This is a genomic window from Acidovorax sp. DMC1 (assembly GCF_056314325.1).
The window spans coordinates 40,927-54,680 of sequence record NZ_JBQUYO010000004.1 but is presented as its reverse complement, the minus strand read 5'-3'; the positions used below and the strand labels follow the sequence as shown (position 1 = coordinate 54,680).

The following is a 13,754-nucleotide window of genomic DNA, read 5'->3' as shown; positions in this document are numbered from 1 at the left end:
CGCCCAGCCCACAGACCTATAGGACACGGCCTACAAAAAGCGCTGCGGGGCCCCACGAACATGAACCCACACAAGACGCGTTTCAACGCTTTGTGTGCAACCTTTGTTCAACCACTTCGACAGGAGCCACCATGTCTCAAAACAACCCGCAGAACCAGCCCAACACCCCTTCGTCTCAGCGCCAGTCGCCCGCCGGGCAGCAGCAGGCCGAGCATAGCACGGGCGGCAACACCCACCGCCAGCAAGGTGCCCGCAACGACGCCGACACACACGCGCAGGGCCGCGACCAGAAGCAGCAAGGCAGCCGCGATTCGCACAAGAGCCAGCCTTGAGACCGGGCGGGCCACAACAGCATGTGGCCAGCCGCACCCTTCCATTCCTATTCACTCTCAACTTTTGATATTCCCATTGACCGCAAGGAGAACACCATGGGCTACAGAGACAGCGACGACAGCAACTTTTCCCGCCATGGCATGGGCCGCGATGCCGACGACATGCGCTTTACCGAGCGCGGTGACCACCAGGGCTACGGCAGCGAAGACCATCGCGGCAGCAGCCCTGGCGGTTACCGCCAGGAGTTCGAGAACCGCAATGACCGCAGCGACCGCTATGAGCAAGAACGCAATGGCCTCGAACGTTATGGCCAGTACGGCCTGAACCGCAGCCGTGGCGAATCGCAGGGCTACCCGCGCTCGGGGCGCGAAGGTTTTGGCGCGTATGGGCCTCAGGGCCGTTCAGGCTACGACAACGGCCCCGGCCGTCAGCACCAGGCCTGGGGAGCCCCGTACGAGAGCCAGGGCTTTCGCGAAGACGAAGGGCGCTTTGCCTCGCCCTATCGCGATGATGAACGAGGCCAGGGTGGCTATGGCAACGCCTATGGTTTCACCCGCAATGCACCGCCCGCCCAGCAGAGCCGGGGCCACCGCGATCCCGACTACCAGCAGTGGCGCGACGAGCAACTGCGCATGCTGGATGACGACTACGACAGCTGGCGCAAGGAGCGCTACCAGAAGTTCTCGGATGACTTCAGCCAGTGGCGCTCCACACGCACCAGCGGCAGTTCGGGCCAGCAGCAGCCTGTCCAGCAGAACCAGAAAGGCGCGGGCTCCCAGAGCGCATCCAGCACTGCGTCTGGCGGCAACCAGGGCAATACCGGCAAGTCCAAGGATGCCGGCTGACCGTTGCAGTTACTGACGCGGCCGGGTCGGGGCAGTGTGTGCTGCTCCGGCCCGGTCCGGTCGTTGAACTCGCCGCCCGTACCGCCGTGGGCGCACTGGCCTGGAAGCCCAGGCGCCCTTTTTTTGGCTCCGGTTGACCTGGAGCCCCTGTCGGCAGAAAGACATTCCGCCGTGACCGCCTCCGTCCCCTTCGCTCCCGGCCACCAAGGGTGCGATCCATGCCTTTACCCAGGTGCTGGCGCACAACTGGCCGACCGGGGAATCCGCGTGAAAGCGGTGGCGCCGGGGCCGGTGTGGGCACCGCGGATCCCGGCGGAGCGCCCGGCCAAAGAGTTGGAAAAGGTTGGCGTTACCACGCGTCTGGACCGCCCGGCGCAACCCGAGGAGATTTCGCCCGCCTACGTGTTCCTGACGGCCCCGTGTTGTTCCAGCTACAACACGGGCATCGTGCAGCCGATCACCGGCAACGCAGGCGACGGGGCCTGAGGCGGGGGCAGGAGCGCAGCGTCAGAGCCGCTCTTTGGCGTACGAGCCCCGATCCATATCGACGATCTCCACGCTCAATTGCACCATCACGCCCTGGGGCTTGGGGGTGCGCTCGCGCAGCACCGCGGCAATGAGGTCGGACAGCTCCTTCTTGGCCTCGGGCGTGCGGCCTGACAGCAGGCGCAGCTGTGCGTGCACAAAGGCGCGGTTGGCGGGTGCGATGCCGATCTCGAAGCTGTCGGCCACGATGAAGCGCGTCTTCAGATCTGCCTCGTCCTGCACCTGGGGATGTGCGCACAGGGCGGCGTTCAGGGCCGTCAAGGTTTCGGCTTCGGGGTAGTGGGGTAGGTTGGCCGAGTATTCGATGGTCAGGTGGGGCATGGAATCGTCTCGCTGGAAGGATAGGTGAGGGCCTGCACTGGCAGGGCGCCTGGGCTGTGCATGGTACTGCGGCTTGTCAACGACTCACCAACGGTGTCGCCAGCGCATGCAGCGCGGCCAGCAGTTGCGCCACATCGTCGGTGGTGTGCGCGGCGGACAGCGCAATGCGCAGCCGCGCCGTGCCCGCTGGCACGGTGGGCGGGCGGATGGCAGGCACCCACAGTCCTTTGGCGCGCAGGCCTTCCATCACCGCCAGCGCCGCTTCGTTGCTGCCGATGATCAGGGCCTGCACGGGGGTGTGCGACGGCAGCAGGTGCCAGCCCAGCGATGCAGGCAATGTGGACAGTCCTTGGCGCAGTTGCGCGATGAGTCCGTCCAGGTGCGCGCGCCGGTCGTCGGCTTCCTCCATGAGCTGCAGGCTTTGGCGCAGTGCGCTCGCCAGCAGCGGTGGCGCGGCGGTGGCAAAGATGTAGGTGCGCGTTTTTTGCAGCAGCCATTCGATGAGGGCTGCATCGCCGGCCACAAAAGCGCCCGCCACGCCCGCTGCCTTGCCCAGCGTGGCCATGTACAGCACGCGGCGCGAGGCGTGGGGGCCCGTCAGCCCCGCCTGTGCCAGGCTGCCGCGCCCCTGGGGGCCCAGCACGCCAAAGCCGTGGGCATCGTCCAGCAACAACAGCGCGTCGTAGCGCTCACACAGCGCGAGCAGGGCTGGGATGTCGATGCGATCGCCGTCCATGCTGAACACCGCATCGCTGATCACCAGCTTGCGCCTTGCGGGACTGACGGCAAGCTGCGCTTCCAGCGCTGCCAGGTCGGCGTGGGGATAGCGGTGGATGGTGGCGCGCGACAGGCGGGCACCGTCGATCAGGCAGGCGTGGTTGAGTGCATCGGAGAACAGCGCATCGCCGTCGCCCACCAGCGCAGGGATGATGCCGGTGTTGGTGGCATAGCCCGCATAAAAGTACAGCGCGCGGGGCAGCTGCACGTAGGCGGCCAGGTCGTGCTCCAGGGCATCGTTGGCGGCGCTGTGGCCGCTGACCAGGGGCGATCCGCCAGAGCCCACGCCAAAACGCGCAGTGGCCTCGCACGCGGCCTGGGCCAGTGCGGGGTGGCTGGCCAGGCCCAGGTAGTCATTGCTGCAAAAGGCCAGCATGGGCTGGCCGTCCACCCGCAGGCGGGCGCCGCCTGCGGGCTCCACCACACGACGGCGGCGCAGCAGGTGGGCGCGTTCGATGTCGGCCAGCCGCGCAGGGATCTCGTCGAGCCAGGACGCTTGCGGCGCCGTGGGGCTCGTCATTGCCAGTCCTTGGGCAGGTCAAACACCAGGCTGCCGGGTTCGGGCAGTTCCTGGTATGGCACATCGGCCAGCAGTGGTGCATTCAGCCGTGCACGCAGGTAGGCGATGTTGTCTTCCACCGCCTCCATGTCGGGGTCCACGCGGTTGGCCACCCAGCCCGCCAGCGTGAGGCCGCGTGCGCCGATCGCCTCGGCCGTGAGCAGGGCGTGGTTCAGGCAGCCCAGGCGCAGGCCCACCACCAGCACAACCGGCAGCGCCAGGGCTTGGGCGAGGTCGGCGCCGGTCAATGTTTCGGTGAGGGGCACGTGAAAGCCACCTGCACCCTCCACCACCACGGCGTCGGCCTGGGCGGCGAGTGCCTGGTAGCTGCGCACGATGGCAGCGATGTCGATCTGCACACCCGCCCGCGCCGCGGCGATGTGGGGCGAGAGCGGGTCGGGCAGCAGCACGGGGTTGTCCAGCGCTGGCGGCACGGCCAGGGTAGAGGCCGAGCGCAGCGCAATCGCGTCTTCACTGGCCCAGTCGTCCCCCCAGGGCACCAGGCCAGCCGCTACGGGCTTCATGCCCACCACGCGGCGGTGGTGGCGCGCCAGAGCGTGTAGCAGCCCGGCGGACACCAGCGTCTTGCCGACACCGGTGTCGGTGCCGGTCACAAAACATCCCATCATCAACTTTCCTCCTGCAGGGTGGCGTTCAGCGCATCAAGCGCGCCGCTGGCGAGGCACTGGACGGCCTCGTCGTCGAGCGCATAGGGCGGCATGGCGTACAGCGTTTTGTCAATGGGTCGCAGTACCAATCCGCGTGCCATGGCTTGCTGGTGGTAACGGCGCGCAAAGTCGGGCAGGGTAGTGTCTACATCCCAGGCCCAGATCATTCCAAGATGGCGTGCATGCTGCACACGCGGGTGCAGCGTGAGGGGTGCACAGGCCACATCGATGCGCTGCGCCAGCGTCTGGTTGGTTTTCAGTGCATCCAGTTGCTCAAACAATTCGAGCGTGGCCAGCGCTGCGCGGCAGGCCAGCGGGTTGCCGGTGTACGAGTGCGAGTGCAGAAAGCCCCGCGCCACGTCGTCGTCGTAGAACGCGGCGTACACCGCATCGGTGGTGAGCACGGCCGACAGCGGCAGTGTGCCGCCCGTGAGGCCTTTGGACAGGCAAATGAAATCCGGCCGGATTCCGGCCTGCTGGTGGGCGAACATGGTGCCCGTGCGGCCAAAGCCCACGGCGATTTCGTCTACCACCAGGTGCACCTCGTAGCGGCTGCACAGCGCACGTGCCAGGCGCAGGTATTCGGGGTCGTGCATCGCCATGCCGGCCGCGCATTGCACCAGGGGCTCGACGATGAAGGCGGCGGTGGTTGTGTGGTGCTCCTGCAGCCATGCTTCCAGCGCGGCAGCTGCGCGTCGGGCCACGTCCTGTGCGGTCTCCACCGGTGCCGCATCGCGTGCGTCAGGGCTGGGCACGGTGTCGGCCAGGCGCACCAGCGGGGCATAGGCTTCGCGAAAGATCGCAATGTCGGTCACGGCCAGCGCGCCCACGGTTTCGCCGTGGTAGCCACCGGCCAGACCCACAAAGCGGCTCTTGGCGGGGCGACCGGTGTTGCGCCAGTAGTGCGCGCTCATCTTCAGAGCGATCTCGGTGGCGGCTGCGCCGTCGCTGCCATAGAACGCATGGCCCAGGCCGGTGAGGGCGGCCAGGCGCTCGGAGAGTTCCACCACGGGCGCGTGGGTGAAGCCCGCCAGCATCACATGGTCCAGCTGGCCCAGCTGGTCCACCAGCGCGGCCTGGATGTGTGGGTGGCTGTGGCCGAACAGGTTGACCCACCAGGAGCTGATGCCGTCCAGGTAGCGCTTCCCATCGGTGCCATAGAGCCACGGGCCCTGCGCGCGGGCAATCGCCACGGGGGGCTGGGCCTCGTGCCGCTTCATCTGGGTGCACGGGTGCCAGACGGCAGCCAGGCTGCGGGCCGCCAGAGCGTCATGGGTCGGCGCCATCGTTACAGGGCCTGCGTGGGCACTGCGTGGCGCAGTTCCGTCTGGCGGTTGTGGTCGTCCACAAACACCAGTTGCGGCTGATGCGTGGCCACCTGGTCTTCGTGCACCTGGGCAAAGGCCGCAATGATGATGAGATCGCCCACTGCAGCCCGGCGTGCGGCCGAGCCGTTCACCGAGATCATGCCGCTGCCGCGCTGGCCCTTGATGGCATAGGTGACAAAGCGCTCGCCGTTGTTGATGTTCCAGATGTGGATTTGCTCGTTCTCTGCGATGTTGGCGGCGTCCAGCAGGTCTTCGTCGATGGCGCAGGAGCCTTCGTAGTGCAGCTCGCACTGGGTCACGGCCACGCGGTGGATCTTGGATTTGAGCAGAGTGCGGAACATCGGCTTCCTTGAATGAAGTCTGTGGATGGGGGAGTGCCTGCCGGAGGCAGGGCCGTGGCCGGTCAGGGCTGCGTAAAGTCCAGCGCGCAGCTGTCGCCCAGTGCCTCGCGCCACACGCGCACGCGGCTCACGCTGGCGCGCAAGTCGGTGGGCAGTGCCTGGGCGATGAACAGGCACAGGTTTTCCAGCGTCGGCGTGCCCAGGCCGGGCACCTCGTCGAGCATGTGGTGGTCCAGCTGCTCGCGCACCACGGCCAGGCCCTGGCGCAGCAGGCCCAGGTCCAGCACCATGCCGGTGGCGGGGTCGCGCGGGCCGGTCAGGAACACTTCGGCATGGTAGGTGTGGCCGTGCACGCGGCGGCTGCCTTCGGCCTCGATCTCGCGGCGCAGGGTGTGGGCGGCGTCGAAGAAGAAGCTCTGGGAGATGGTGAACAACATACGGTGATTTAGAAGGACTTGGAGAGGCTAACAAAGCTCAGCGAAGCGGCCCTGGCTAGGCGTTCCGCCGCAGGCAGTACGAGTAGTACGACAAGGCGGGACAACGACGCCAGGGGAGTTTTGTTGGCCTCTCTCACCTGATGCCGGTGAGCTTGTGGGTTTGCAGGCTCAACCGCCATGCAGGGTGGGCCAGGCAGGCGTCAATGCAAGCGGCGGTGTTCTGCCGCTGCAGCAGTCCATCCATGGGCTGCAGAAAGCGGTGGGTGAACTGCGTGTCCTGCTCCAGCGCCTGTAGGTCAAAGCCGGGCTGGGGCCAGACGAGTTTCAGCTCCTGCCCGCTGCGCTGCACCCACGGCGCGCCGGCCTTGGGGCTGATGCACAGCCAGTCGATGCCTTCGGGTGCGGCGACAGTGCCGTTGCTTTCGACCGCGATGCGGAATTGCTGCGCGTGCAGCGCGTCGATGAGTTCGCGATCCACCTGCAGCAGGGGCTCGCCACCCGTCAGCACCACCAGGCGGTGGCCTGCGCCCGCAGGCCATTGGGCGGCGATCAATTCGGCCAGTGCGGTGGCCGTCTCGAACTTGCCGCCCAGCGTGCCATCGGTGCCTACAAAGTCGGTGTCGCAGAACTGGCAGCTGGCCTGGGTGCGGTCTTGCTCGCGGCCCGTCCAGAGGTTGCAGCCCGCAAAGCGGCAGAACACCGCGGGCGTGCCCGCCTGGCAGCCTTCGCCTTGCAAGGTGTAGAAAATTTCTTTGACGCTGTAGGTCATCGGGGCACCGGGGGGACGAGGATGGTGGGCGCTGCTGGGGCGGCGACTTCGGGGTAGTCGCGGCTGAAATGCAGGCCCCGGCTTTCGCGGCGCAGCTGGGCGCTTTTCACGATCAGGTCGGCCACCTGCACCAGGTTGCGCAACTCCAGCAAATCGCGCGTGACGTGGAAGTGCGCGTAGAACTCCTGGATCTCGCCCTGCAGCATCGCAATGCGGTGCGCGGCGCGCTCCAGGCGCTTGTTGGTGCGTACGATGCCCACGTAGTCCCACATGAAGCGGCGCAGCTCGTCCCAGTTGTGGGAGATGACGACGGACTCGTCGGCATCGGTCACGCGGCTGTCGTCCCAGGCGGGCACTGTGGGCAGTTCGGTGGCCGGGGCGGCTGCAATCGCCTGCGCGGCGGCGCGTGCGAACACCATGCATTCCAGCAGAGAGTTGCTGGCTAGGCGGTTGGCGCCGTGCAGGCCGGTGCAGGCCACCTCGCCCACGGCATACAGGCCGGGCAGGTCGGTGCGGCCCGCCAGGTCGGTCAGCACGCCGCCGCAGGTGAAGTGGGCCGTGGGCACCACGGGGATGGGCTCTTTGGTGATGTCGATGCCCAGCGATGCGCAGTGCGCGAGGATGTTGGGGAAGTGCTCCTGCAGAAACGCCGGGCTCTGGTGCGAGATGTCGAGGTGCACGCAGTCCAGCCCATGCTTCTTCATCTCGAAGTCGATGGCGCGGGCCACCACGTCGCGGGGAGCCAGCTCGGCACGTGGGTCGTGGTCGAGCATGAAGCGGGTGCCGCCTGCCAAGGGGGGCAGCTTGAGTTGCCCGCCTTCGCCACGCACCGCCTCGCTGATGAGGAAAGACTTTTCGTGCGGGTGGTACAGCCCTGTGGGGTGGAACTGGATGAACTCCATGTTCGCCACGCGGCAGCCCGTGCGCCAGGCGGCGGCAATGCCGTCGCCCGTGGCGGTGTCGGGGTTGGTGGTGTACAGGTACACCTTGCCCGCGCCGCCGGTGGCCAGAATGGTTTGGGGGGCGCGGAAGGTGACGACCTCATCGGTGTCGCTGTCCAGCGCATACAGGCCCAGGCAGCGGTTGCCGCTCAATCCCAGCTTGCGCGTAGTGATCAGGTCCACCAGCGTGTGCTGCTCAAACAGCGTGATGCCGGGCGTGCTGCGCACCACGTCGATCAGCGTGCGCTGCACGGCGGCGCCGGTGGCATCGGTCACGTGTGCAATGCGGCGGGCGCTGTGGCCGCCTTCGCGCGTCAGGTGCAGCTGGTCGCCTTCGAGCGTGAAGGGCACGCCCAGGCCGCGCAGCCAGGCGATGGACTCGGGCGCGTTCTCCACCACAAAGCGGGTGGTGGCCAGGTCGCACAGGCCTGTGCCTGCGACCAGCGTGTCTTCGATGTGCGCGGCAAAGCTGTCGTCGTCGGCCAGCACGGCGGCAATGCCGCCCTGGGCCCAGCCGCTGGAGCCATCCTGCAGCGTGCGCTTGGTGATCACGGCCACGCGGTGGGTGGGCGCCAGGTGCAGCGCGGCGGAGAGGCCTGCGAGGCCGCTGCCTACGATGAGAACGTCGAAGTCGTGGGATGCCATGGCTTGCGGGTATGGAGTAATGCCACGGCCACCGGCCAGGGCGGTGAACAGTGGGAAGCGGCGCTAGGCCGGCGTGTAGGCCAGGCGCACGTAGATGGGCGCAAAAGCTTCGGCCTGCGTGATCTCGATCAGCGTCTCTTTGGCCAGCTCCAGCAGCGCGATGAAGGTCACCACCAGCACGGTGCTGCCTTTTTCGGGCTCGAAGAGTTCTTCAAACTCCACAAAGCGGCGGCCCTGCAGGGTCTTGAGCACCATGCTCATGTACTCGCGCACGCTCAGTTCTTCGCGCGTGATCTTGTGGTGCTGTACAAGCTTGGCGCGCTTGAGGATGTCGCGCCACGCCTCCTGCAGCTCCACCACATGCACATCGGGAAAGCGTGGCTGCAGGCTTTGTTCGATGTAGACCTGCGCCTTCAAAAAGTCGCGGCCGTACTGCGGCAGGTTGGCCAGGCGCATGGCGGCCATCTTCATCTGCTCGTATTCGAGCAGGCGGCGCACCAGCTCGGCACGCGGGTCTTCGGGTTCCTCGCCGCCTTCCTGCTTCTTGGGCGGCAGCAGCATGCGCGACTTGATCTCGATAAGCATGGCAGCCATCAGCAAATACTCGGCCGCCAGCTCCAGGTTGCGGCTGCGGATTTCGTCCACATACGCCAGGTACTGCTTGGTCACCCCCACCATGGGGATGTCGAGGATGTTGAAGTTCTGCTTGCGGATCAGGTACAGCAGCAAGTCCAGCGGGCCTTCAAAGGCTTCGAGGAAGACTTCGAGCGCGTCGGGCGGGATGTACAGGTCCTGCGGCAGCGCAAACAGCGGCTCGCCATACAGGCGCGCCAGGGCCACCTGATCGACCACATCGGGCATGCCGGCCCCATCCAGCGAGGGCGTGCCGGGCGAGTCTGCCGCTTCGGCTGCGTTCGCGGTGGTCATGATCTGCTATTGAATCAGTAGCTGCCAGCGCAATAAACACCTGCGCTTGTGGCTAAAAACATGCTCAATCGGCGTTGGTCTGGTACACGTAGGGCTTCTGGGGCACCTGGGCGTCGCGGTACTCGCCCCAGATCTTGCGGTCCACTTGCTTGTCCCACAGCAGGGCACGGCCGGCTTGCTGCTGCTGGTCCAGCTCGGGACGGCTTGCCTTGAGCTGGTTGATGAACTGGGTGGCGTCGGATTGGTAGTCGGGGCGGCGGAAAATAGACATGGACTGTGAACTCTTTCTTGGAACGCGTCAGGCACAGTGATGCACCGAAGGTCCAAGATTTTACCGGGACGAATTTATGCGCTTGATATATCGCTCGGCCGCCCTGGCGGCTGCCACCTTTTCCCTGCTGGTGCTTGCCGCCTGCGACCCGCAACGCATCAGCGAGCTCAAAGAGGGCGTCTCGACCGAAGCCGACGTGCGCGACCGCTTCGGCGCCCCCGAGAACGTGTGGAACGAGCCCGGTGGTGCACGTACCTTCGAATACAACCGCCAGCCTGCCGGCCAGGTCAACTACATGATCACCATCGGCCCCGACGGCCGCATGACCGCGCTGCGCCAGGTGCTCACACCCGAAACCTTTGCCCGCGTGTCGCCCGGCATGCGCATGGACGAGGTGCGCCGCCTGCTGGGCAAGCCCGCCAAGGTCACGCCCTACGAGTTGAAGAAGGAGACCTGGGCCGACTGGCGCTTCCTGGAGGCACCCAACCAGTCCAAGGTCTTCACGGTGGTCTATGGACCCGACCAGTTTGTGTTGCGCACGCAGACGGGCGCGGACACTGAGGCACCGGAGTTCAAGGGCGGGAAGTAGCGGCATGTTCGCGCACTGGCCCGCTCTGGTTCGCACTGGCGCGTTGCTTGCTTCTCATCTTGCAGACTGACCGCTGGATGCGCGCCGGGCTGCCCCCAAGTGCCCAGCACTCCACCGGCGGAAAGCCTCCGCGCCTTTGCCACGCCCCCCATCGCCGAACGCCCATGTCCGATACCCCGCCCACCGCCAATGACACTGCCCCGCCGCTGTCCGCCCTGCGCCATGGCGCCTTTGAAGATGCCCAGGCCCTGTTCGCAGGCACCTTGTTTGTGGCCATGGCGCTCATGCTGTTCAACCAGGCGGGGTTGCTGGTGGGCGGCACGGCGGGCGTGGCGTTCTTGCTGCATTACGTCAACAGCATTTCGTTTGGCAAGCTGTTCTTTGTGGTCAACCTGCCGTTCTATTGGTTTGCCTGGACGCGCATGGGGCGCGAGTTCACGATCAAGACATTTGTCTGCGTGGGCCTGCTGTCGCTGCTGACCGAGCTGTTCCCGCACGTGATGCATGTGGACTATCTCAACCCGCTGTTCGCATCGCTGCTGGGCGGGCTGTTGCTGGGCACGGGCTGTCTCTTTCTGGCACGCCACCGCTCCAGCCTGGGCGGGGCCACGGTGGTGTCGCTGTACTTGCAAGGCCGCTACGGCATGCGTGCGGGCAAGGTGCAGATGATGATTGACGGCACAGTGGTGCTGCTCGCGCTGTTCGTGGTGCCGGTGGAGCGGGTGGCGTATTCGGTGCTGGCAGTGCTGGTGATGAGCGGGTTCCTGTGGATCAGCCACCGGCCGGGCCGCTACGTGGGCCATTGAGAAAGAGAGCCACCCGCACGGTGGCTGAGCGCCTCGTCCGCTGAACAAGACCCTGGGGTTCTGGGCCCCGCTCAACGCCTTCGGGCCATTCCATTCCCTGCGTCAACCCTGCTTCAGTGGGGTGCGCTTGCGCGTCCTCCCGCCATAGAGTTCCAGGCACCCCGCCTGCATCCGCACGGGGGAGCCGGACCCGTCTGTGCCTCCCGAGGGGTGAAGCGTCCACCCCCCGTTCACAGACCCGGAGACCCCTGATGTATCGAAATTTTTCCGCCACGGCCGAGGCCCTGCGTGCGAGGCTTGCCGGTGCGGCCCGGACGTTGTCCCTGGTCGTGGCTGGCGCCCTGGCAGCTTGTGGCGGTGGCGGAGACTCTGCCGGGCCACCGCCTCCACCCCCACCACCTTCCGTTGTGCAGCATCCGGTAGGGGGCACGGTGACGGGGCTGACGGGCACGCTGGTGCTCGCCAACGGAACCGGTGCGGAAGTGACCATCACGGCCAGCGGCAGTTATGTCACCAACGTTGCGCAGGGGCAGACTTACAACATCGTTGTGCGCACCCAGCCAGTGGGCCAGACCTGCGCGGTGGAAAACGGCACGGGCGTGGTGACGGGCCCTGTCTCCAACATCCGGGTGACCTGCACCACCAACACCTATGCCGTGGGTGGGACCGTCACGGGCCTGGCGGGCGCATTGAGGCTGCGGCTGAACGGCGCTGCAGATCTGCTGCTGACAGAGAACGGCGCTTTCCGGTTTGAATCTCTGGTCTCTCACGGTAGCGCCTACGCGGTCACGGTGGTTGCGCAGCCTGGGGATCAGGCCTGCTCGGTCGAAGCTGGCACCGGAGTCGCCGTGGCGCCGGTCACCCAGGTGAGGGTGCTCTGCAGCACGATCTATACCCCGCCTCCGCCACCGCCCCCACCGCCGCCAGCCCCCCCGGCACCGGGTGGCCTGGGCATTGGCTACGGAACGAAGGCGCTGGTTTTCTCGTGGACTTCGGCACCGGGTGCAACCAGCTATACGGTGTACGAGGACCCGGATGGCGCCGGTCCATTGACACCCGTGCAGATCGGATCCACCACCACCACGGGGCTGACCTATGCCGTACCGGTGCTGCTGCACCTGCGGCTGAATGCCACCTACACCGTGCAGGCCTGCAATGCGGGGGGCTGCAGTGCCCCGTCAACTTCTGTGGCGGCCGACATGGTGCGCGCCGTGGGGTACTTCAAGGCATCGGCGACCACGGTGGAGGGCCGGTTTGGCAACCGTGTGGCCTTGTCCAGCAAAGGCACCACCCTGGCTGTGGGGGCGTATGGAGAGGGGGGTAACACCGGCGCGGTGTATGTCTTCACGAAGAGCGGCGCCACATGGTCGCAGCAGGCACGCATTGCGGCCCCCAACGGCGAGGCCAACGACTATTTTGGCAATGCCGTGGCGCTGTCGGCCGACGGCAACACGCTGGCCATTGGCGCGGATGGCGAGAGCGGCGACCAGAAGGGCACGTTTGCGACCATGCCCGCCACCAACAACCTGGCCAGCAGCTCAGGCGCAGTCTATGTGTATTCGCGCGCTGGTGCGGTCTGGTCGCAGCAGGCATTCATCAAGGCGAACAACGCGGATGCCGACGATCTTTTCGGCTCGTTCGTAGCCCTCTCGAACGACGGCAACACCCTGGCAGTCGGGGCATACAACGAGGATGGCGACCTGACCGGAACACACGGCAATGCCGCCTATGCTGCGTCCGGTGCGGCCTACGTCTTCACCCGCACCGGCACCAACTGGGCGCAGCAAAGCTACCTCAAGGCATCCAATGCGGGTGCGGGAGATTTCTTCGGCATCTACCTCAGCCTGTCTGGCGCGGGAGACACCTTGGCGGTGGGCGCGTTCTTCGAGCGCAGCGCGCTGGCGAGTGATCCGGCGGACGACACCCTGGCCAACGCCGGTGCGGCCTACGTGTTCCAGCGCAATGCAGGGGCGTGGTCGCAGCAGGCCTACCTGAAGGCCCCCAACCCCCAGGCACAGGACCGCTTCGGTGTGTCGGTCATCCTGTCGGGCGACGGCAACACGCTGGCGGTTGGCATGGATGGAGACAGCAGCAACTACACCGGCACCTTCGTCGTGCCGCCGCCCAGCAACACCCTGGCACTCAACTCTGGCGCGGTGTTTGTGTTTATTCGCGTAGGTGGCGTCTGGCAGTCACAGGCGTATTTGAAAGCCTCCAACACCCGTACGCCGCATCGTTTCGGCAACAACCTGGCCATGTCCAGCGACGGAAACACGCTGGTGGTGCCGTCATACCGCGACGACAGCAATGCGCGCGGATTCAATGGGGACCAGGCCAACACCGCGGCCGCAGATGCTGGCGCTGTGCTGGTGTTCCGCCGCAGCGCGGGCAATTGGACGCAACAGGCCTACCTAAAGGCGCCCAACACTGGCACCGGTGACCGGTTTGGTGGCCGTGTGGCGATATCGGGGGACGGCACTACGTTGGCCGTGGGGGCATCTACCGAAGACAGTGGATCGACTGGCATTGGGGGCAACCAGGCGGACGAAAGCAGCACCAACGCGGGCGCGGTGTATCTGTACTGAGCGCTTGCTGAAGGGCAGTCTTCACCGGGCTGCCCCGTTCTCAGTCGGCGCACGGGGGGGCTCAGC

15 protein-coding genes and 1 pseudogene are annotated in these 13,754 nt (G+C 66.3%); 6 read left to right on the top strand and 10 right to left on the bottom strand.

The genetic code is table 11. The annotated features are described in order from the left end of the window. Positions 1-131 precede the first annotated feature (131 nt). The 3 genes and pseudogenes from ACT531_RS10325 to ACT531_RS10315 form a co-directional block, all read left to right on the top strand. Positions 132-332, top strand: coding sequence for a hypothetical protein (locus tag ACT531_RS10325; protein WP_476017364.1), 201 nt, complete (start codon positions 132-134; stop codon positions 330-332). 96 nt (positions 333-428) lie between these two features. Beyond that, the gene (locus ACT531_RS10320; protein WP_476017363.1) at positions 429-1,178 is read left to right on the top strand and encodes a hypothetical protein; all 750 of its coding nucleotides are present in this window, start codon (positions 429-431) and stop codon (positions 1,176-1,178) included. A 199-nt stretch (positions 1,179-1,377) separates the two neighbouring features. Then, a pseudogene (locus ACT531_RS10315) lies at positions 1,378-1,664 on the top strand (SDR family oxidoreductase); the annotation flags it as partial. A 21-nt stretch (positions 1,665-1,685) separates the two neighbouring features. Here the strand turns inward: ACT531_RS10315 and ACT531_RS10310 are convergent. From ACT531_RS10310 to ACT531_RS10265, 10 genes are all read right to left on the bottom strand, one after another. Beyond that, positions 1,686-2,045 (bottom strand): 5-carboxymethyl-2-hydroxymuconate Delta-isomerase, encoded by a 360-nt coding sequence (locus tag ACT531_RS10310; protein WP_110960097.1) that lies wholly within the window; start codon positions 2,043-2,045, stop codon positions 1,686-1,688. Between the two features lie 76 nt (positions 2,046-2,121). Beyond that, complete coding sequence (gene bioF, locus ACT531_RS10305; RefSeq protein WP_476017362.1) at positions 2,122-3,342, bottom strand: 8-amino-7-oxononanoate synthase; 1,221 nt, start codon at positions 3,340-3,342, stop codon at positions 2,122-2,124. Then, positions 3,339-4,010, bottom strand: coding sequence for a dethiobiotin synthase (bioD, locus tag ACT531_RS10300; protein ID WP_476017361.1), 672 nt, complete (start codon positions 4,008-4,010; stop codon positions 3,339-3,341). Before bioD ends, bioF begins: the two co-directional genes overlap by 4 nt. Beyond that, the gene (gene bioA, locus ACT531_RS10295; RefSeq protein WP_476017360.1) at positions 4,010-5,335 is read right to left on the bottom strand and encodes an adenosylmethionine--8-amino-7-oxononanoate transaminase; all 1,326 of its coding nucleotides are present in this window, start codon (positions 5,333-5,335) and stop codon (positions 4,010-4,012) included. Before bioA ends, bioD begins: the two co-directional genes overlap by 1 nt. A gap of 2 nt (positions 5,336-5,337) precedes the next feature. Then, positions 5,338-5,718 carry an aspartate 1-decarboxylase gene (panD, locus tag ACT531_RS10290; RefSeq protein ID WP_260668297.1) on the bottom strand — a complete coding sequence of 127 codons (381 nt, stop codon included), beginning with the start codon at positions 5,716-5,718 and terminating at the stop codon, positions 5,338-5,340. 62 nt (positions 5,719-5,780) lie between these two features. Continuing rightward, positions 5,781-6,155 (bottom strand): 6-pyruvoyl trahydropterin synthase family protein, encoded by a 375-nt coding sequence (locus tag ACT531_RS10285; protein ID WP_015015449.1) that lies wholly within the window; start codon positions 6,153-6,155, stop codon positions 5,781-5,783. A gap of 133 nt (positions 6,156-6,288) precedes the next feature. Then, on the bottom strand, positions 6,289-6,924 hold the full coding sequence (gene queE / locus ACT531_RS10280; RefSeq protein ID WP_476017359.1) for a 7-carboxy-7-deazaguanine synthase: 636 nt from the start codon (positions 6,922-6,924) through the stop codon (positions 6,289-6,291). Then, positions 6,921-8,510, bottom strand: coding sequence for an L-aspartate oxidase (gene nadB, locus ACT531_RS10275; protein ID WP_476017358.1), 1,590 nt, complete (start codon positions 8,508-8,510; stop codon positions 6,921-6,923). Before nadB ends, queE begins: the two co-directional genes overlap by 4 nt. A 63-nt stretch (positions 8,511-8,573) precedes the next feature. Then, on the bottom strand, positions 8,574-9,437 hold the full coding sequence (locus tag ACT531_RS10270) for a segregation and condensation protein A (RefSeq protein WP_476017357.1): 864 nt from the start codon (positions 9,435-9,437) through the stop codon (positions 8,574-8,576). A gap of 64 nt (positions 9,438-9,501) precedes the next feature. Then, the gene (locus ACT531_RS10265; protein WP_015015445.1) at positions 9,502-9,708 is read right to left on the bottom strand and encodes a DUF3460 family protein; all 207 of its coding nucleotides are present in this window, start codon (positions 9,706-9,708) and stop codon (positions 9,502-9,504) included. 76 nt (positions 9,709-9,784) lie between these two features. On the opposite strand from ACT531_RS10265, the gene ACT531_RS10260 reads away from it, so the two are divergent. From ACT531_RS10260 to ACT531_RS10250, 3 genes are all read left to right on the top strand, one after another. Then, positions 9,785-10,297, top strand: a complete 513-nt coding sequence (locus ACT531_RS10260) for an outer membrane protein assembly factor BamE (protein WP_476017356.1) — start codon at positions 9,785-9,787, stop codon at positions 10,295-10,297. Positions 10,298-10,461: 164 nt separating this feature from the next. Next, complete coding sequence (locus ACT531_RS10255; RefSeq protein WP_476017355.1) at positions 10,462-11,103, top strand: YitT family protein; 642 nt, start codon at positions 10,462-10,464, stop codon at positions 11,101-11,103. Between the two features lie 251 nt (positions 11,104-11,354). Then, positions 11,355-13,688, top strand: a complete 2,334-nt coding sequence (locus ACT531_RS10250) for an FG-GAP repeat protein (protein ID WP_476017354.1) — start codon at positions 11,355-11,357, stop codon at positions 13,686-13,688. Positions 13,689-13,754 lie beyond the last annotated feature (66 nt).